This is a genomic window from Roseburia sp. CLA-AA-H209, assembly GCF_020687575.1.
GTDB lineage: Bacteria > Bacillota > Clostridia > Lachnospirales > Lachnospiraceae > Roseburia_C > Roseburia_C amylophila.
This window is the reverse complement of sequence record NZ_JAJEQU010000004.1, coordinates 190,582-209,844: the sequence shown is the minus strand read 5'-3', so window position 1 is coordinate 209,844 and position 19,263 is coordinate 190,582. Positions and strand designations below refer to the sequence as shown.

At 42.0% G+C, this 19,263-nt stretch carries 17 protein-coding genes and 1 pseudogene; all 18 read right to left on the bottom strand.

Annotation, left to right across the window (positions count from 1 at the left end; translation table 11 throughout):
• Positions 1 to 114 precede the first annotated feature (114 nt).
• The 18 genes and pseudogenes from LKD41_RS05875 to LKD41_RS15945 all read right to left on the bottom strand — a co-directional run bounded on the left by LKD41_RS05875 (position 115) and on the right by LKD41_RS15945 (position 19,254).
• Complete coding sequence (locus LKD41_RS05875) at positions 115 to 1,281, bottom strand: cation diffusion facilitator family transporter (RefSeq protein WP_227700685.1); 1,167 nt, start codon at positions 1,279 to 1,281, stop codon at positions 115 to 117.
• Between the two features lie 35 nt (positions 1,282 to 1,316).
• Positions 1,317 to 2,012 carry a signal peptidase I gene (gene lepB / locus LKD41_RS05870; protein ID WP_255669446.1) on the bottom strand — a complete coding sequence of 232 codons (696 nt, stop codon included), beginning with the start codon at positions 2,010 to 2,012 and terminating at the stop codon, positions 1,317 to 1,319.
• A 273-nt stretch (positions 2,013 to 2,285) separates the two neighbouring features.
• On the bottom strand, positions 2,286 to 3,620 hold the full coding sequence (gene gdhA / locus LKD41_RS05865) for an NADP-specific glutamate dehydrogenase (RefSeq protein WP_022243643.1): 1,335 nt from the start codon (positions 3,618 to 3,620) through the stop codon (positions 2,286 to 2,288).
• A 238-nt stretch (positions 3,621 to 3,858) separates the two neighbouring features.
• A complete protein-coding gene (locus tag LKD41_RS05860) occupies positions 3,859 to 4,329 on the bottom strand; it encodes a MarR family winged helix-turn-helix transcriptional regulator (protein ID WP_227700684.1) in 471 nt (156 codons plus the stop codon).
• A gap of 12 nt (positions 4,330 to 4,341) precedes the next feature.
• Positions 4,342 to 5,304: a beta-ketoacyl-ACP synthase III gene (locus LKD41_RS05855; RefSeq protein ID WP_227700683.1), complete on the bottom strand. Its 963-nt coding sequence runs from the start codon at positions 5,302 to 5,304 to the stop codon at positions 4,342 to 4,344.
• An 11-nt stretch (positions 5,305 to 5,315) separates the two neighbouring features.
• The gene (locus tag LKD41_RS05850; protein ID WP_227700682.1) at positions 5,316 to 7,028 is read right to left on the bottom strand and encodes an acetyl-CoA carboxylase carboxyltransferase subunit alpha; all 1,713 of its coding nucleotides are present in this window, start codon (positions 7,026 to 7,028) and stop codon (positions 5,316 to 5,318) included.
• A 1-nt stretch (position 7,029) separates the two neighbouring features.
• Positions 7,030 to 7,467 (bottom strand): 3-hydroxyacyl-ACP dehydratase FabZ, encoded by a 438-nt coding sequence (fabZ, locus tag LKD41_RS05845; protein ID WP_117698965.1) that lies wholly within the window; start codon positions 7,465 to 7,467, stop codon positions 7,030 to 7,032.
• Between the two features lie 14 nt (positions 7,468 to 7,481).
• On the bottom strand, positions 7,482 to 8,717 hold the full coding sequence (gene fabF / locus LKD41_RS05840; RefSeq protein WP_117698966.1) for a beta-ketoacyl-ACP synthase II: 1,236 nt from the start codon (positions 8,715 to 8,717) through the stop codon (positions 7,482 to 7,484).
• Between the two features lie 93 nt (positions 8,718 to 8,810).
• The gene (fabG, locus tag LKD41_RS05835) at positions 8,811 to 9,551 is read right to left on the bottom strand and encodes a 3-oxoacyl-[acyl-carrier-protein] reductase (RefSeq protein WP_227700681.1); all 741 of its coding nucleotides are present in this window, start codon (positions 9,549 to 9,551) and stop codon (positions 8,811 to 8,813) included.
• Positions 9,538 to 10,452, bottom strand: a complete 915-nt coding sequence (fabD, locus tag LKD41_RS05830; RefSeq protein WP_227700680.1) for an ACP S-malonyltransferase — start codon at positions 10,450 to 10,452, stop codon at positions 9,538 to 9,540. Before fabD ends, fabG begins: the two co-directional genes overlap by 14 nt.
• A 10-nt stretch (positions 10,453 to 10,462) precedes the next feature.
• A complete protein-coding gene (fabK, locus tag LKD41_RS05825) occupies positions 10,463 to 11,389 on the bottom strand; it encodes an enoyl-[acyl-carrier-protein] reductase FabK (RefSeq protein ID WP_022243651.1) in 927 nt (308 codons plus the stop codon).
• 3 nt (positions 11,390 to 11,392) lie between these two features.
• Positions 11,393 to 11,623, bottom strand: a complete 231-nt coding sequence (gene acpP / locus LKD41_RS05820; RefSeq protein WP_022243652.1) for an acyl carrier protein — start codon at positions 11,621 to 11,623, stop codon at positions 11,393 to 11,395.
• 336 nt (positions 11,624 to 11,959) lie between these two features.
• On the bottom strand, positions 11,960 to 13,216 hold the full coding sequence (locus LKD41_RS05815) for a leucine-rich repeat domain-containing protein (protein WP_227700679.1): 1,257 nt from the start codon (positions 13,214 to 13,216) through the stop codon (positions 11,960 to 11,962).
• Between the two features lie 51 nt (positions 13,217 to 13,267).
• On the bottom strand, positions 13,268 to 14,383 hold the full coding sequence (srtB, locus tag LKD41_RS05810; protein WP_227700678.1) for a class B sortase: 1,116 nt from the start codon (positions 14,381 to 14,383) through the stop codon (positions 13,268 to 13,270).
• Positions 14,384 to 14,526: 143 nt separating this feature from the next.
• The gene (locus tag LKD41_RS05805; protein WP_227700677.1) at positions 14,527 to 15,186 is read right to left on the bottom strand and encodes a hypothetical protein; all 660 of its coding nucleotides are present in this window, start codon (positions 15,184 to 15,186) and stop codon (positions 14,527 to 14,529) included.
• 1 nt (position 15,187) lies between these two features.
• Positions 15,188 to 17,299, bottom strand: a complete 2,112-nt coding sequence (locus LKD41_RS05800) for a transglycosylase domain-containing protein (protein WP_227700676.1) — start codon at positions 17,297 to 17,299, stop codon at positions 15,188 to 15,190.
• A gap of 52 nt (positions 17,300 to 17,351) precedes the next feature.
• Entirely contained in the window at positions 17,352 to 17,900 is a 549-nt protein-coding gene (gene spoVT / locus LKD41_RS05795; protein WP_022243657.1) for a stage V sporulation protein T, read from the bottom strand.
• Positions 17,901 to 18,061: 161 nt separating this feature from the next.
• Positions 18,062 to 19,254 (bottom strand): annotated as a pseudogene (locus tag LKD41_RS15945) (ATP-binding protein).
• Positions 19,255 to 19,263: the final 9 nt, after the last annotated feature.

Here is a 19,263-nt window from a genome sequence, read left to right as displayed (position 1 = left end):
ACATCAGTTTAAACTCATAACTATAACGCATAAAAACACCCTCCTTACTGGTTGTCCAGTAAAGAGGGTACATATCACTATCAGATTTCTCCCATCGGGGCTTTGTTATTTCTTTTATTTCACATAATTTTTGTCTACGTTGACCACGATATGATACTGTTCGCCCAGCTTTTCCTTTACCTGATGCTCCAGTTCTTTTAACACTGCTTCATCACTGGAACGGTAGCCAAATGGAATCACTACATCAAAGATAAGATTGGTATGGGTCGGTCCCTGAACCATACGGAAATCATGCATAGTAATGACCTCATCAATATCCTTCAAAATACCTGTAACCGTTTCTTTTATCTCGGTCAGTTCCTTGCTTCCGGTAATCACCGGATCCATATGTATGACAGCCTCACAATTCAGTTCCTTTTTCAATTTCATTTCTACATTGTCTATCATATCATGTATTACAAGGATATTCATTTCTGCCGGCACTTCCGCATGTAGTGATACCATCAGACGTCCCGGCCCATAATCATGTACGACTAAATCATGAATACCGATAATCATTTTTTCTTCCAACACCAGATGTTCTATCTCTTTTACGAATTCTTCCTCCGGTGGCTGTCCCAGCAGTGGATTTAAAGTCTCCTTCGCTGCATTAATTCCACCATATAAGATAAACAGTCCTACCGCCACACCACAGTAGCCGTCAATATTGACTGACGTAAATTCTGCAATCAATGTGGTGATTAAAACCACAGATGTGGTAATGCTGTCGCTTAAGCTGTCCATGGCCGTTGCCCGCATAGCCGCTGAATTAATCTTCTTTGCGACTCTCCTGTTGTAGAAGGTCATATACAGCTTTACAGCAATCGATATCAGCAGAATCACGATAATTAATGCAGAGCATTCCGTTGCTTCCGGATGAAGAATCTTTCTGATGGAATCCTGTATCAGTTCCACTGCCATAATTAAAATAACTGCAGCAACCACAAGCCCGGAAACGTATTCCATTCTTCCATGTCCAAATGGATGCTCCGGATCCGGCTTTGCTGCTCCCAGTTTAAAGCCCAGCAATGTTACAATGGATGAGCCGGCATCCGACAGGTTATTAAATGCGTCCGCTGTAATTGCAATGGATTTACTGATGGTTCCCGCAATAAATTTTCCTGTAAATAATAATACATTTAGCAAAATACCTACAATACCACATAAAATACCGTAGGCAAGCCGTACCTTCTCCGGCTTATCATCTTCCCGGATAAATATCCTGGCTAATAATGTTATCATAAATCTTCTCCTTTTGCTCCCTTATTCGTTCCGCACTAATTCAATATTTTAAAATTCTTCAGTGGCCAATATCGGAAAATCGCTTTTCCAAGTATTTTACTTTTCTTCACATAGGTATTGGTCCAGTATCTTCCATCATAGGAGTTATTCCGGTTATCTCCCATTACAAAATAGCTGTCCTCCGGCACTTCAAAGGTATACGGTCCTGTAGCTACCGTCCATGTCTCTTTGAGATAATCCTCCTCTAAGAGTTCTCCGTTGACATATACTTTGCCACCTTCTATCTTTACCGTATCTCCCGGACAGCCAATGACACGTTTTACATAGTTCTGGCTCTCATCATCCGGAAACTTAAAGATAATGATGTCTCCCCGCTCCGGTCCGGAAAACAGATATGACCATCGGAATCCAATCAGCTTATCTCCGGTCATGATTGTATTTTCCATGGAACCGGATGGAATCTCTGCATTAATTAACACAAAACGATTTAAAAACATAGCAATCAGCACCGCTGCTACAATCGTAATTACCCAGCTTAGAAATTCCCCTGCCACAGAAGCTGCATTCTTTGTATCGGATTTTCTTCCTTTCTTCCTGCGTCTGCCGCCTTCTGAATATTCCTCTTCTGGTTCTTCTAATTCTTCCCGGTTGTCCTCTGGCTCTTCCGGTTCTTCGATATTCTCAAAGTCATCTATATATTCTAATTCTTCATTTCTTTCTTTTTTCTGCATCTAAATTGCCTCCGGTCTCTTTCCTTCCCGTTGTTCGTTCTATTATACTCCAAACAGGAAAGAAATTCCACCGGAAATGCTTTGCGAGTTTCTCGTGTAAATTAAAACATCCCCGAAACATAACGTTTCGGGGATGTTTTCTATGTGTTCAATGACATCCACTCGGCTAAGATTCAAACTTCGTCTGCGACTCGTTTTCATCAAGTCTCGGGATGGGCTTTCACACTAAGTTCACGCTTCGCCTATGGCTCGCGTTCTCTAAATGTTCAATGCCTAGCAAACGCCCTGGGCAAGCATCGCTTCAGCTACTTTTTCGAAGCCTGCGATGTTAGCTCCTGCTACATAGTTACCTTCCATGTTGTAACGTTTTGCAGCATCATCAATGTTATGATAGATATTTACCATAATCTGTTTTAACTTAGCATCTACTTCTTCGAATGTCCAGCTTAAACGCTCTGAGTTCTGGCTCATCTCTAATGCAGAAGTTGCAACTCCACCTGCGTTAGAAGCTTTACCACAGATGAACCATACTCCGTTATCCTGTAAGTATTTGGTTGCATCTAAGGTTGTAGGCATGTTAGCACCTTCACAAACTGCTTTACATCCGTTTGCTACTAACTGTTTTGCATCATCGATAAGGAGCTCGTTCTGTGTAGCACATGGAAGAGCGATATCACATTTAATCTGCCATACACCACGGCCTTCATGATATTCTGCACTCTTTCTTGCAGCAGCATACTCAGTAAGACGAGCACGTTTTACTTCTTTTACTTCTTTTAATAATGCAACATCGATTCCTTCCGGATCATAAATCCATCCGGTAGAATCAGAACAGGTAACAACTTTTGCACCCATCTGCTGCGCTTTCTGGATAGCGTAGATTGCAACGTTACCAGCACCAGATACAACAACTGTCTTACCTTCCATAGATTCACCATGGCATTTCATTAATTCTTCTGTAATGTATAAAAGACCATATCCGGTAGCTTCTGTACGAGCTAAAGAGCCACCATAGGTAAGTCCCTTACCTGTCAGAACACCTTCGTACATTCCACGGATTCTCTTATACTGTCCAAACATGTATCCGATTTCTCTTGCGCCTGTTCCGATATCTCCTGCCGGAACGTCAACGTCAGCGCCAATATATTTGCAAAGCTCGGTCATAAAGCTCTGGCAGAATGCCATTACTTCACGGTCTGATTTTCCCTTAGGATCAAAGTCAGAACCACCTTTACCACCGCCGATTGGAAGTCCTGTTAAAGAGTTTTTAAATACCTGCTCAAATCCTAAGAATTTGATGATTCCGATATTTACGGAAGGATGGAGACGAAGACCTCCCTTGTACGGTCCAATAGAATTGTTGAACTGTACTCTGTATCCTGTATTAACCTGAACCTGTCCCTTGTCATCTACCCAAGGTACACGGAATTTAAGCTGTCTATCCGGCTCGGTTATTCTCTCAAGTAATGCTTCTTTACGATATTTCTCCTCATTTGCTTCGATTACCGGTCTTAAAGACTCCAGTACTTCTTCTACTGCCTGAAGGAATTCTGGCTCAGAAGCGTTTTTTGCTTTTACTCTTTCTAATACTTCATCAACGTAGCTCATATTATATCTCCTTTACATATTAATTTGAGTATTATATATACATCAACACTACTATTTTAGTATGAAATGAATTTTTTCGCAACGTTTTTTTCATATTTGTGTCAAAAACTTTATACTTTTGTGTACTTTTTCTTCTTTTTTGCAAGTTTTGTACCAGTAAAATTCATTTTTATAATTAAAAAGAAGTAGAAAACAGTTTTTTATTTCCCTTCTCTACTTCTTTTTTTGTATAAATATACTATTTTTTATTTTTCAAATATGATTCATATTTCTTCTGGAAGAACTTCACCAGTTTTCCCAGTGTTCCCAGTGTTCCAATCAGAATCTCACTCTCCTGGTCAGTCAGGCTCTCCTTGATATCATGTATCATATTGCTGTGAAAACGTGCATGATGCTCATATGCCCGGACTCCGGAATCGGTGAGTGATACACGGACCACCCTTTTATCCCTGTCATTTCTGCAACGTTTTACATAACCTTTCTGTTCCAGTGCTTCAATTGCTTTTGTCAGGGTTCCTGTTGTAACATTCATCTTCGCCGCCACTTCCGACATCCGCTTTGGTTCATCCAGACCAATTGCTTCAATAATATGCATATCATTTCCGGAAATGTTCATGAATTCTCCGGAGATTAAGCATTTTTCCTCAATTTCCATCAAATCATTAAACAGCTTTACCAGAATGTCATTTAAGGTTTTATCCGCATTCATTCTTATCTCCTTTTACCAGACCAGTACCGCTGCGCCCCATGTGAGTCCGCCGCCGAAACCAGCCAGTACAATTTTATCTCCTCTATGTATCATACCATGCCGGTTGATATTATCAAGCAAAATCGGCACACTTGCTGCCGAAATATTGCCACATTCCGTCAAATTTACCGGGAATTTCTCCATCGGCTGTTTCAATCGTTTTGCTACCGCTTCAATAATTCTTAAGTTTGCCTGATGTAATACGAAAAGTGAAATTTCCTCTGCCTCTAAATCCGCCTCTTCCAGCACCTTTGTAATGGTTGCCGGAACTGTGCGGACAGCAAATTTATAAACCTCCTGTCCATTCATGCTTACATAACCCAGCGGACTTTCCATCTTATGATATGGATTATTGACCGGACGGTTCTCACATGCCAGTACCAGTCCATTCGCACCGTCTGAGCCCTGCACCACATGACAGATATTTTCTTCGTCTGCCCGGACTACCGCTGCTCCTGCGCCATCTCCAAAAAGAACACAGGTACTGCGGTCATTCCAGTCCATAATTTTAGAAAGTACTTCTGCTCCGATTAAGAGTGCATTTTTAAATCTGCCACTGGCAATATATGCCTGTGCTGTACTCAATGCAAATAAGAATCCGGAACATGCTGCACCAAGGTCAAAGGCTACGGCATTCACTGCTCCGATTTCCCTCTGCACTTCACAGGAAAGTGTCGGCACAAGATGATCCGGTGTTACCGTCGCTGCAATGATAAGTTCCACTTCTTCCGGCTTCATGTCTGCATCTGCAAGTGCTTTTTTTGCAGCTTCTGCGGCAAGTGATGTTGTTGTCTCTTCCGTTGCAAGGTGTCTTGTTTTTATTCCTGTTCTGCTGGAAATCCATTCATCGGAAGTATCCATAATCTGACTTAAATCGTCATTGGTAATTTTTCTTTCCGGTAACGCACTTCCAGTTCCACATATTCGAATGTTCATGCTCTGCTCCTTTAAAATTTACGGAAACGTTCATAACGTGCTTTTGCAATCTCTTCTCCGCTTTTTCCTTCATATGATTCTAAAAATTCGCGGATACATTTATGCATATAAACTGCAATGGAACTCAATGCCTCATCATCTGCTCCACCATACTCCGGTATAATTTTCTCGATAATGCCAAGTTCTAAAAGATCCTTTGCTGTTATCTTCATTACTTCTGCTGCTTCTTTGGCACGCTTGCCATCCTTCCAGAGAATAGATGCAAAGCCTTCCGGAGAAAGTACGGAATAAGTTGCATTCTCCATCATGCAGACTTCATTTCCAACTGCCAGTGCCAATGCACCGCCACTTCCGCCTTCTCCTATCATAAAGGTAATAACCGGAACTTTCAACCCTGACATTTCATAAAGATTTCTTGCAATAGCTTCTCCCTGTCCGCCTTCCTCTGCTTCCATACCGCAGAATGCTCCGGCTGTATTAACAAAGGTGATAACCGGACGATGGAATTTTTCGGCCTGCTTCATCAGGCGGATTGCTTTACGGTATCCTTCCGGAGATGGCATTCCGTAATTATGACGCATGCAGTCCTTCATGTCCTTTCCCTTCTGGATTCCGATTACCGTAACCGGTTGTCCGTCAAGGTATGCGATACCGCCCACAATTGCCGGGTCATCCCTGTAATAACGGTCTCCATGAAATTCTATGAATTTGGTAAAGATACTGTTGATATAATCCTCTGCGGACAGACGGTCTACCTTACGTGCCATCTTAACCTTTTCCCATGCACTCTTTTCTTTTGTATTGTAAGCGCGTTCCCGCATCAGCTCTGTCGGTCTTCCGTCTACTTCAGTTGCCGGGTCAAATTTGGCATATCCACTTACTTTATGCATACGAAGGATTTCATACAGACGTTTCTTTAAATCTTTCCGCTCTACAATGGCATCCACAAAACCATGCTCTAACTGGAACTCTGCTCTCTGGAATCCCTCCGGCAGTTTCTGTCCGATGGTCTGCTCAATTACTCTTGCTCCGGCAAATCCAATCAGTGCGCCAGGCTCTGCTAAAATAATATCACCTAACATAGCAAAACTTGCTGTTACACCTCCGGTTGTCGGGTCAGTTAATACGGAAATATATAAAAGTCCGGCATCGGAATGTTTCTTTAAAGCTGCCGCTGTCTTTGCCATCTGCATCAGGGATACAATACCCTCCTGCATTCTGGCTCCGCCGGAACAACAGAAAAGAATAACCGGAAGTTTTTCTTCCGTAGCACGTTCTACTGCCCCCGCAATTTTCTCTCCGACTGCATGGCCCATGCTTCCCATCATAAATCTGGCATCGCACACACCAATGACTGCATCTTCTCCGTAAATCTTACCTTTTCCTACGGTTACTGCTTCTTTTAATCCGGTTTTCTCACGGACTGCCGTCAGCTTATCGACATAGCCCGGAAAATCCAGCGGATTCGTTCCATGCTCTTCGGCAAACCATTCTTCAAAGCTCTGTGGGTCTAATACCATCTTCAGGCGGTTTCCGGTTTTTACGCGGAAATATGCTCCACACTCATAACAGACATAGCGGTTTCTTACTACCTCTGCTTTGTTTACCATTTTGCCACAGGCTTTACAAAGTACTTCCTCTTTCTTTTTTTCTTCCTGTAAAATACCTTCTGTGGCATCCTTTACAGCTCTATTTTCCTTGATTTTATCCAGTAATCTGCTCACTTTACTCACCACTTCCAATCGCAAATGTCAACTCTGCTGTTGCAGCTATTTTTCCATCTACTGTTGCAGTTGCCTTTCCAATTCCAATCGGTCCCTTTACTTTTATGATTTCTGTCTCTAAAACAAGTACATCCCCCGGAACCACCTTTTTCTTAAATTTTGCATTGCTGATTCCTGCAAAATATGCGGTTTTTCCTTTGAATTCATCCTGACAGAGCATTGCAACCGCGCCGGTCTGTGCCAGTGCTTCTATAATTAAAACACCCGGCATTACCGGTTCTCCCGGAAAATGTCCTGCAAAATAAGGTTCATCAAAGGTAACACATTTTTTCCCTACTGCACGAAGTCCCGGCACCAGTTCTTCAATCGTGTCAATCAGAAGAAACGGATGACGATGTGGGATGATTTCCATAATTTCTTTCGTTGTCAGTACTGACATTGTTCCCTTCTCCTTTATGCCTGATATTTTTTCAGAAGCAGACTTGCATTATGTCCGCCAAAGCCCAGTGAATTGCTGATGGCATATGGCACTTCTTCTTCATATGCCTCTTTGCAATAATTCAGATCCAGTTCTTCATCCGGTGTCTCATAACCTACGGTTGCATGAATGTAACCTTCCTCGATTTCCTTTACACAGGTCAGGCACTCGATGGCTCCTGCTGCTCCAAGAAGATGTCCAATCATGGATTTGGTGGAATTAATCCGGATATCCTTTGCATGCTCACCAAACGCCAGCTTGATTGCTCTTGTCTCAAATAAGTCATTATGATGGGTGCTGGTTCCATGGGCATTGATATAAGTAATTTCTTCCGGATTTACACCGGCATCCTTCATTGCATTTATCATTGCGGTTGCTGCGCCTGCACCATCCTCTGCCGGAGATGTAATATGGTATGCATCCGAAGAACATCCATATCCGGTTACTTCTGCATAAATCTTTGCTCCACGTTTTTTGGCATGTTCTAATTCTTCCAGAATTACGATTGCGGCACCTTCTCCCATAACAAATCCACTTCTGTTTTTATCAAACGGAATGGATGCATGTTTTGGATCATCTGAAGAAGTAAGTGCGGTTAAAGATGTAAATCCTGCTATTCCAAGCGGAGTAATGCAGCTTTCTGTTCCACCTGCTACCATCACTTCTGCATCACCATATTGGATGGTACGGAAGGCTTCACCAATTGCATTCGTTCCGGATGCACAGGCGGTACTGATATTTAAGCTCTTTCCTTTTAATCCAAACTGAATGGATACATTTCCTGCTGCCATATTGGAAATCATCATCGGGACGAATAACGGATTTACTCTTCCCGGTCCCTTTTCCAATAATTTGCTATGCTCTCTTTCGATTGCCTGTAAACTTCCGACTCCGGAACTGATGGAAGTACCCACACGGTATGCATCCTCTGCTTCCATGGAAAGTCCGGAATCCTCCAGTGCTTCTCCGGCTGCCGCTACGGCAAACTGGCAGAATGCTTCCATTCTCTTTGCAGAGCGGAAATCCATATATTCTTTTGCATCAAAATCCTTTACTTCTGCTGCAAGATGACATTTATAGTCTGTTGCATCAAAATGTGTAATCTCTCCAATACCTACCTTCTGCTGCTTTACTGCAGACCAGAATTCCGGCACATTATTTCCAATCGGGGTAATTGCACCCAATCCTGTTACTACAACTCTACGATTCATGTTCTTATCCTCTCTATCTAAACAATCCATCTCTCGTCATTCGTCATCCGCTGTTCTTTCTAGCTTTTTCATCAGCCAGTATTATTTCTGCATCTACATAGTCATTCCGCCATCTACAGCCAGCACCTGTCCTGTGATATAACCTGCCTCTTCGGATGCTAAGAATGCAACTGCTGCCGCAATTTCTTCCGGCTTTCCGATTCTTCCAAGCGGAATGTTATGAAGCATATTTTCTTTTACCGTATCCGGTAAATCCTTTGTCATATCGGTCTCAATCATTCCCGGTGCTACTACATTTGCAGTAATACCGCGGGAGGAAAGTTCTCTCGCAACACTTTTAGTCAATCCGATGACTCCGGCTTTGGCTGCACAATAATTTGCCTGGCCGGCATTTCCGGTAATTCCGGATACGGATGATATATTGATTATCCTTCCACTTTTCTGTTTTAAGAAATAGCGGGATGTATGATGAATGGTATGGAATACACCCTTTAAGTTTGTCTCATAGACTGCATCAAATTCTTCATCATTCATCTTCATCACAAGATTATCTCTTGTAATTCCTGCATTATTTACAAGAATATCCAGATGTCCGTATTTCTTTATGATATCTCTGAGCATGGTCTGACATGCCTCGTCGTCTGCCACATTGCACTGATAGGATTCTGCTCTGCCACCCATATCGGTAATCATTTTTACCACTTCTTCAGCCCGTTCTTTGCTGCCATTGTAATTTACAATTACCGTTGCTTTGTCTTCTGCCAGACGAAGTGCAATGGCACGACCAATCCCTTTGGCTGCGCCGGTTACCAGTGCTACTTTATTCTCCAACATAAGCTTTATAATCCTCCAGTTTTTCAATGCTTACCGTTTTGACATCCCGGTTGATTTTACGCATAAATCCAGATAAAGTATGTCCCGGTCCGATTTCTACGAATTCATCATAACCGTCTGCTATCAGACGTTCGATGCTCTGCTGCCATCTTACAGAAGAAGATACCTGCTTCTTTAACAGCTCTTTTACCGGTTCTGTTGTGGTAACGTAATCTGCTGTCACATTGGTTACATACGGAATGCTAAATTCCTGCAGCTTTGTATTTTCCAATACTTCTGCTAATTTTTCTCCGGCTCCGGTCAACATGGCGGAATGGAACGGTCCGCTTACTTTTAACGGAACCACACGCTTTGCTCCAGCTTCCTTTAATGCTGCACCGGCTTTTTCTACTGCCGCTTCTTCTCCGGTAATTACAATCTGTCCCGGACAGTTATAATTTGCTATAGATACAATTCCTTCGGTATTGCTGCATACTTCTTCAATTGCCTTCGCATCCAGTCCTAAAACGGCTGCCATTGCTCCGCCGGTTGGTACTGCTTCCTGCATAAAGATTCCTCTTGCACGAATGACACGGAATGCATCTTCCATACTCATGACACCGGATGCAATCAATGCACCGTATTCTCCAAGGCTTAATCCTGCACAAGCTGCCGGTTCTTTTCCAGCTTTCTTTAATGCTGCATAAATTGCTGCCTCTGTGGTCAGCATGGCAATCTGTGTATACTCTGTAATATTGATTTCTTCATTTTCTTCAAAACAAAGCTTTGCAATATCAAGTCCGGTTACTTTTGAAGCAAGCTCATATACGGCTTTACTCTCTTCACAGGCATCATAGAAATCTTTGCCCATTCCAATATACTGCGCTCCCTGTCCAGGGAACATGAATACAACCTTACTCATTTTCTTCTCCTTATTTCCGATTCATCAGACGTTCTGCCTCTGATACGATAGAAGTAATAATTTCCTTACAGGACAATTCATCCTGTATCATTCCGGCAATCTGACCTGCCATCAGACTTCCATTTACCACATCGCCGTCCATCACTGCTTTGCGGAGGGAACCAAGGGTAAGCTGTTCTAATTCATCTAATGTTGCACCTTCTTTTTCCATCTTCAGATACTCACGGCTCATCTTATTACGGATGACACGGATTGGATGTCCGGTACTGGAACCTGTTATTTCAGAATCAATGTCTTTGGATTTTATCAGCTTCTCTTTGTAGTTTGCATGTACGATAGATTCTTTGGCTGCCACAAATCTTGTTCCCATCTGAACTGCTTCTGCACCCAGCATAAATGCTGCAGCCATTCCTCTTCCATCTGCAATTCCTCCGGCTGCAATCACCGGTGCATCAATGGCATCTGCCACCTGCGGCACCAATGCCATGGTTGTAGTGGAACCGATATGGCCACCGGATTCCATTCCCTCTGCCACAACAGCATCTGCGCCACCGCGGACCATAAGTTTTGCCATAGCTACACTTGCTACTACCGGAATTACTTTAACACCTGCTTCTTTCCAGAGGCTCATGAATTTGGCTGGATTTCCGGCTCCTGTTGTGACAACCGGAACCTGCTCCTCAACTACCACCTTTGCCACTTCCGGTGCATTCGGATTCATCAACATGACATTTACACCAAATGGTTTGCTGGTGCGTTCCTTCACCTTGCGAATCTGCTCCCGAACCACTTCAGGTGGAGCACTGGCTGCACCGATAATACCAAGTCCACCTGCTTCAGATACTGCAGCAGCCAGATGATATTCTGCAACCCATGCCATTCCGCCCTGGATAACAGGCTCTTCTATTCCTAACAGTTCTGTGATTCTTGTTTTCATATTTTATTCCTCAACGCCCTTTGCTTTTAAGTAGTCAATAACATCTCCTACAGTTGCGATTTTCTCTAAATCTTCTGACGGAATCTCTACACCGAATTCTTCTTCCATGCTCATAACCAGTTCAAACAAGTCTAAAGAATCTGCTCCTAAATCATCCTTGAAATTGGATTCTGCTTTTACCTCTCCATCATAGTTTAACTGCTCTTTGATTAATTCTGCTAATTTCTCTAACATTATTTTGTTCTCCTTTTTTGTCTTTTCTTTGATAATACTTTGAGTTGCAAATATTTTGATTATCAAATTATTTGCAACTCAAAGTATATACATAAGCATTTCTGTTGTCAACTATATTTTTACCGACTCGCGTAAACTACGAGAAACACGCTTTGCGTATTTCTCGAGTTATCGCGGTGCTCGCCAAAATCTGCTGAGAAAAGAAATTCGCTCAGGCAAGCCTGGCTCTTTCTTTTCTCTCAGATTTTTTCTCGCTACTCGCGTAAAAAAGACAGTGTCGGAACTTTTCTGTTCTTTCACTGTCTTATGTTAGTTACTTCTTTTATTTTTTATCACTTATGCAGCTTTCTTACGATTTGATACTACAAAGTAAACACCTACTAATAATACTCCGATGCATAAGAAGAATACCGGATTGATACCGTCACCTGTCTTCGGTGTGCTGTCCTTCTCATGGCTGCCCGAAGTTACTGTCTTACCGGAATTGCTGTTCTTGGTTGCGCCAATCACATTTCCGCCAGTCACTGCTGTGCCTCCACCGGTTACTGTAGTAGCGGAACCACTTCCGTTGTTGCTGTTGGAAGTATCTGTTGAACCATTGCTATTGGAATTATTTCCATTATCCGGAGTCGGCTGTGGATTCTCTCCTCCAAGGCTCTGGAAACTGATTCCATTTCCGGTTGCATATACCTGTGCCTGTGTTCCTGAATAACCGGAAATTGTGGATGGACTCCAGCTGCTCTGGCTTCCAATTGACGTTACACTCGCCGGAATCAAAATTGTACTGATACTGCTGCCGCTGAACGCATCTGTTTCAATGGTATTAACAGAATCCGGAACTGTCAGTGAAGTAACCGACTTGCAGTTTGCAAAAGCACCTGCTCCGATGGTTGCAGTACTGGTCGCAATTTTTGCACCGGATTTTCCCTCCGGGCAACGGATTAACCTGGTCATTGCTTTGTTATATAGACATCCATCACTGGATGCATATGTACCATTTCCTGATGCAACACCGATGGATGCCAGTCTGCTGCAGCCGGTAAATACGTTGCTTCCGATGCTGGAAACGCCAGCCGGAATTGTAATTCCGGTTAAAGAAGTACAATCATAAAATGCTTTATCCCCGATGCTTCCTACGGATTCCGGAATTGTAAACTGGGATAATGAACTGCACTCTGCAAATGCCTGGGAACCAATGGATGAAATTGAAGTTCCAATAGATACACTGGTAAGGCTTGTACAGTTATAAAATGTCTCTGCCGGAATAGAACCGATATCTCCTTCTATGCTGACAGAACCAAGGCTTGTACAGTTATAGAAAACTGCGGTTCCCATTCCAGTCACATAAGATGGAATCGTTACACTTGTAATGGATGTATTGGATGCAAATACACCACTTGCAATTGTAGATACTGACTCTGGAATTGTAATTGCTCCACCGGCTCCGCTGTAGGCAACCAGTGTTCCACTGTCATCTACTGTAAATCCATTTTCATCTGTTGTCTCGTCTGCCCGGACTGTCTGTCCCGGCATCACTGCCAGCAGCAAACATACTGCTGCAAAAATAGAAAATCCTTTTTTCAATATCTGCATCTCTCATCTCTCCTAGCTTTATCTGCTTGATACATTATACTTCTTATCTGCTTACTGTACACGCTTTGCCAGTATAAACATTCTTCCGTCCTGTGTATAATTATTGCAGGTAGAAAGAGTCAGCAGCTGGTCTCCATAAGTACTGTCTATCTCTGTGCCATATACAGAAAGCTGTGCCACATTATTTAAATATTCCTGATATTCTTCTTCGGAATCTGCATTCAGAAAATTATAATACCGGAATACATTTTCATCCTGATACTGGACCTCCGATAATCCCACTTCAATAATTTCATAGACTCCTCTTTCATAAAGAGTATTAAATTCTATCGTCTTATGGGCATTGTAGAAATCTTCGTCCAGATATTTCTTTAATTCGCCAAACATCATTCCGCTTTTCATATTATGTCCGTAAATGATGATATTGGTATCCCTGTTTATGTAATCATTTCTGGCATCGATAAAAAGGGTGCCATTCAGGTCGTCATTTTTATCAAAATCATGTTTCAGATAATAATCCGGTTCTTCCTGTGAAGACTGCATGACCGGATAATCAATATCCGTATCCGGAATATGTAACCATCCGATTAATTCCGGATTTTCCGCATACAGGGAAACATAATCCTCTAACATAATCAGTGGCTGCTCTGTTGTCTCTCCTGTTTCAGTTGCATCTTCTGTGATTTCCGGATTTATCTGCTCCGTTCCTGTTACAAGGTGCTCTACTACATTATTCTGTTTCTTATTCTGTAAATCCTTAAGCCTGTTAGCAGCTTTATAATCCGCATATTCCGAAATCGCATAATATCCGATACAGGCTGTCGCAACAATGATGCATACTATGCCGACCACCTTCTGCCAGGTAAAATGAAATGGCAGCTTTGCTTCTGCTTCCGCTTCTTCCTTGGCAATTTTTTCTTCTATCATGTTCTGCGAACTATCCGCAACAATATCTGAAATGCACCAGAAGAACGATTTTCCGATTTCACTTTTAAAACGGATTTTCTTCGTGCGCATCATGGTATACAACCGGATTGCTACTTCCGGATCATAAATATCCAGTTCATCGGTAATATACTTGATTTTCTTTAAATCTTCCTGCGCCTGCCTGTATTCCCTTAAGGTTTCGAATTCATAATCACCTATTTTATAAATCTTTTCATCCATAATTTATGATTCATCTGCCTTATCTTCTCATGGTCCAGGTAGTTTTATTATAGGTCATTTTGTCATCTTTCGCAAGATTTTTCCGCAAGATATACACAATGTACCACTTCTTATTTTTATATCGTCTATATCTTGCGCTTTCTTTAGTCTAAATTGGATTTTTCCAGCAAATAACGGAACATCTGCTCCGCTGCTTCCTTATGTTCGGAGCCAAGGGCAATACCAAGAATACATTCCTTTTCATAATAACCGTGTTCAACCGGCCAGCTTCCGGCTCCAAGACGGATGCCTGCTGCAAAAGTATCTCCGGTGTCCTTATCCTCTACATAGAAGATATAATCCTTTAACTGTTCCAGCTCGTCTTTGGAAAAGTACTGCGTCAAATCTGCTATGGCACCAGACTGGGCAAGATTTTCAAAAACCATTTCATCGGCACCCAAAACATCTACTCCACCGCCTGCAATCACTGTCTGCAGGGACTGATAGGAATAGAGATTACTGGTATCTGTGCTGGTTAAATCCACATAATATGCATCATTTACCACAACCTCCTGGACTGCTGTATCATACCCATATTGCTCCATGAATTCTGAGAAATCCGGTTCTTCATCTGCCGGCATACTCTTTGCATTTACTAATACAATCTGGGAAATATCTTCCTTTGTGGTCATATAATGATGTACCGTCATACCAATCAAAATAATCACTGCAACTACTGCCAGTATTACAAGTCTGTAATAGTCCCAGACAAATCCGATCCGCTGTTTCCAGGTCATTGTCTTTAAATCAGCTTTCTTTTCCATATTATCGCCTTTCTTCCTCTGCCGGAGCTGTATTATCTCCTGTAGTGTCATTTTCTATGGTGTCATTCTCTGCTGCATTACCCTCTGTCACATCTGTGCCACTCTCCGCATCAGCATCATTGCCTGTGCCAAGAGGTGCCACAAAATCTGCATACGGTAATTCTTTATGTAAATTTTCCATATAATCATACCAGATTTCTCCCGGATAGCTGGCTCCTGTCAGTCCTGGAAGTTCTGCCGGAATATCATATCCAACCCAGACGCTGGTGGTGTAATACTTTGTATAGCCTACAAACCAGCCATCCTTATTGGAATTGGTGGTTCCTGTTTTCGCTGCACTGGCAGTCTCGGACAATGCCAGTCCCTTTGCTGTTCCCTGTGTCAGAACACCCTCTAATATATTGGTCATCCAACGGGCTGCATTGGTCTTATAAACCTGCTTTTCATCGACAATTTTCTGATAGATAGCGTTTCCGTCTGCATCCTGTATCTCTACAATGCAGGTAGGCTCCCGGTATTTTCCATCATTTTCTATGGTGGCATAAGCCGCCGCCATTTCTACAGGAGAGACTCCATTAGTAAATCCACCCAGGGATGCGGCAGGTCTTTCATCCTCCGGGGACAGCTTTGCGAAATTCATCTCCTTCAGATAGGAAATTCCTGTAACGGGAGTCATCTCTTCTAAAAGATTCCACGCCACTGTATTAATGGAATTTTCTACTGCATAACGTAAGGTTACGCTGCCAAGATACCTGCCACTGGCATTTTCCGGTCCATCCTCAATCGGTGCATCTTCCACCACAGTATCCGGGGTATAGCCCCGCTCCAACGCCGGTGTGTATACAATCAACGGTTTGATGGCACTGCCCGGCTGCCGGTAACTCTGATAGGCGCGGTTTAGCATATGCCCGTCATATTCCTGACTTCTGCCGCCTACGATTGCCTTTACAAAACCGGTCTCATTGTCAATGCATACTGCCGCACTCTGCAATGTATAAATGCCCTCTTCATTGACATCGGTAAAATCCTGCAGCTTCTCATCCACTGCATTCTGAAGCTGCTCTTCCATATTTAAATCAATGGAAGTATAGATTCTATAGCCTCCTGTATAAAGAGACTGTTCGCAGGTTTTATACTGCTCCTGATAGGCATCTTCATAGGTCTTTCGATCTTCCTCCGAAGAAAAATCTGTCCGGAATTCAAAGCCCTGCTGCTCCATCAATGCCCGTGTTGCACAATAGCAGGCATAGGTCTCTACTGCATCATAACGCTTTGTTGGCTCTGCTGTGCTGAGTACAATCGTTTCCTGTCTGGCATCCTTATATTCCCTGCGGCTGATTTTGCCATCCTCATACATGTTTTTTAAAATGCGGTCACGTCTTCCTAACGTATTATCCGGGTTCTTATAAGGATTATACATCGTCGGATTATTCGGTATCGCACAAAGATATGCCATCTGGGACAATGACAAAAACGAAACATCTGTATCAAAATATCCCCGGCTCGCCGCCTGAATGCCATAATATCCATTTCCAAAATAAATATTATTAAGATAAAACTCTAAGATTTCATCCTTGGTATATTTCTTTTCCAGCTCTGTGGCAATGAATATTTCTTCCATTTTTCGCTGCCACGTTCTGTCATTATTTAGGAAAATGGTTCTTGCAAGCTGCTGCGTAATGGTACTTCCGCCCTGGGTTACTTCTCCGTTACGCACCATTGCCCAGACTGCACGGATAATTGCCTTAAAATCGATTCCGCCATGACTGTAAAATTTTTTATCTTCAATACTTACCATAGCTTCTTTGACTTCTTCCGGTATCTCATCACTGGTCAGATAGCTTACATCCTTGGTGCCACGAAGTGACATGATTCTCGTTCCATTCACATCATAAACCTGGCTGGTCTGCTCCGCCCGAAATGTGTCCTTCGTCGACTCTTTTACAAACCGGACTGCCTCTTCATGCATGGCACTGACCTGACTGGCATACCCGCCAAAATAGTAATACGCCAGCCCGCCGATTACCAGAAGTATCAGAACTATCTGCAGCTTTACAAAAAGCCAGAAACCACGGTATTTCTTTTTCCTTTTTTTCTTCTCTTTATGGGACATGGGATTCCTCCATATTGCTCTATTTTACACTGTTCCATAAAAAGTTACAAGGCTACTGTTCCATTTGTCTTCCTAAAAATCCCGCCGCTGTAATAGCAAGCTTGCTTTCGGTTTCTCCCATTTTTGCAGTTTCATTTTTCTCATATAAAACAACTGCTCCGATGGCATCTCCTTCACAGATAATCGTGCTGATTGCCTGGTCATGATAGTTCCCGGTATCATCTAAGGTAATTCGTACAAATTTGCTGTCTCCCTGCTGTGCAAGAATATTTTTCCGGTCTTCGATCAGTTCCTCTAACTGCCTGCTGATTGGCTTTCCTTCGAATTCCTTCTTTCCGTTTCCTGCAGCCGCAATCACATGGTCCCTGTCGGTAATACATACCAGATGCCCGGTGCTCTGTGCCAGGCTCTCCGCATACTGTCCGGCAAACTGGCTCAGTTCTCCAATGGGAGAATATTTCTTAAGAATGATTTCACCTTCCCGGTCTGTAAAAATTTCCAGTGGGTCACCTTCCCGGATTCGCAGTGTCCTGCGGATTTCCTTTGGCACTACAACTCTCCCCAAATCATCTATTCTACGTACAATTCCTGTTGCTTTCATTAAAAATTCCTCCTGTTTCCTACATACTTTCCATTTTTGTGCTGTATGGGTAGTATGTGGAAAACAGGAGGAATTATGCAAGCCTTCCTCGTATTTACATTTTTAAATCACTGGTGTTTTTATTAGCCAAAATCAATCTTTTTTCATTTTTGGCTAATAGTTCATTTATCCAATAACCAATCCGCAATATCGACTATCTTGATTCCCTCATATTGATATGCATCATGTCTCGTTCTGGCAATAACATACTTAGGGTATGCATCTTTAATCTGCAGTAGTGGTGATACCTCTCTTTCAAAAGTCTTATCATCACTTATGTTATCAGATACCTGAATATAAATTTTTTCGCTACGTTTAATTGCAACAAAATCTATTTCCTTTTTATACAATATTCCAACGTAAACCTCATATCCCCTACGAAGCAGCTCAATTGCCACAATATTTTCAAGTATTCGACCATAATCCATGTTTTTTGTTCCAAGTTTTGCATAACGAAAAGTATGGTCACTCAGATAGTATTTATCATTGCTCGACAAATATTTTTTTCCTTTAATGTCATACCTTCTTACTTTGTAAAATGCGAATGCGTTGCACAAATACTGCATATAAGAGCCTACAGTCGTATGATGAATTTTTTCATGCATACTTCCTAATGTATTTGTAATACTACGGGCAGATGACAAATTTGAAATATTATCCATTAAAAAGTCCACAATTCTATCCATAAGCTGCACATTCCGTATTTTGTATTTTTTCTGATATCCCGTATAATCAGAGTATCAAATACATCAGCCACATAATCAAATTTAGCTTCCTGATCTTTATAAAGATAGGAACCTGCCATTCCACCTTCAAGCACATACTCATCTAATGCCTCATACTGATTCTTTAATTCAAAATACTCCATATATTCCCCGAATGAAAAAGGATACATTTTTATTTCAAAAGTACGTCCGGTAAATAATGTTGCCAAATCAGAACTTAGTAAAAAAGCATTAGAACCCGTAATATAAATATCATATTTTTCACTTGCATGCAGTCCATTTACTGCTTTTTCAAAATCCTTGCACATCTGCACTTCATCAATAAATACGAAGTTTTCCCTGCCTGCCACATAATGTTCATTTACATAATCATATAATGCACGATATGTTAGCAAGTCATCATAATCCGGTAAATTAAAATTAATCTGAATAATGTTGCAATCTGGAATTTCTTTTTCAACATATGTTCTAAACGCTTCCAGCAATTTAGACTTTCCACTTCGTCTTACACCTGTAACAACTTTGATATCCGGAGTTCCAAGTACATTAATTAACTTATTCAAATACTGTCGCCGTTCTATCAGTTTCATGTACACCCT

Coding starts and splice junctions, on each gene's coding strand:
- LKD41_RS05860 (WP_227700684.1), bottom strand. CDS start 4,329: ATGAATGCGGATAAAACCTTAAATGACATTCTGGTAAAGCTGTTTAAT.
- spoVT (WP_022243657.1), bottom strand. CDS start 17,900: ATGAAAGCAACAGGAATTGTACGTAGAATAGATGATTTGGGGAGAGTT.
- LKD41_RS05855 (WP_227700683.1), bottom strand. CDS start 5,304: ATGAACATTCGAATATGTGGAACTGGAAGTGCGTTACCGGAAAGAAAA.
- fabZ (WP_117698965.1), bottom strand. CDS start 7,467: ATGTCAGTACTGACAACGAAAGAAATTATGGAAATCATCCCACATCGT.
- gdhA (WP_022243643.1), bottom strand. CDS start 3,620: ATGAGCTACGTTGATGAAGTATTAGAAAGAGTAAAAGCAAAAAACGCT.
- fabF (WP_117698966.1), bottom strand. CDS start 8,717: ATGAATCGTAGAGTTGTAGTAACAGGATTGGGTGCAATTACCCCGATT.
- LKD41_RS05875 (WP_227700685.1), bottom strand. CDS start 1,281: ATGATAACATTATTAGCCAGGATATTTATCCGGGAAGATGATAAGCCG.
- srtB (WP_227700678.1), bottom strand. CDS start 14,383: ATGGATGAAAAGATTTATAAAATAGGTGATTATGAATTCGAAACCTTA.
- lepB (WP_255669446.1), bottom strand. CDS start 2,012: ATGCAGAAAAAAGAAAGAAATGAAGAATTAGAATATATAGATGACTTT.
- fabG (WP_227700681.1), bottom strand. CDS start 9,551: ATGTTGGAGAATAAAGTAGCACTGGTAACCGGCGCAGCCAAAGGGATT.
- acpP (WP_022243652.1), bottom strand. CDS start 11,623: ATGTTAGAGAAATTAGCAGAATTAATCAAAGAGCAGTTAAACTATGAT.
- fabD (WP_227700680.1), bottom strand. CDS start 10,452: ATGAGTAAGGTTGTATTCATGTTCCCTGGACAGGGAGCGCAGTATATT.
- LKD41_RS05800 (WP_227700676.1), bottom strand. CDS start 17,299: ATGTCCCATAAAGAGAAGAAAAAAAGGAAAAAGAAATACCGTGGTTTC.
- fabK (WP_022243651.1), bottom strand. CDS start 11,389: ATGAAAACAAGAATCACAGAACTGTTAGGAATAGAAGAGCCTGTTATC.
- LKD41_RS05815 (WP_227700679.1), bottom strand. CDS start 13,216: ATGCAGATATTGAAAAAAGGATTTTCTATTTTTGCAGCAGTATGTTTG.
- LKD41_RS05805 (WP_227700677.1), bottom strand. CDS start 15,186: ATGGAAAAGAAAGCTGATTTAAAGACAATGACCTGGAAACAGCGGATC.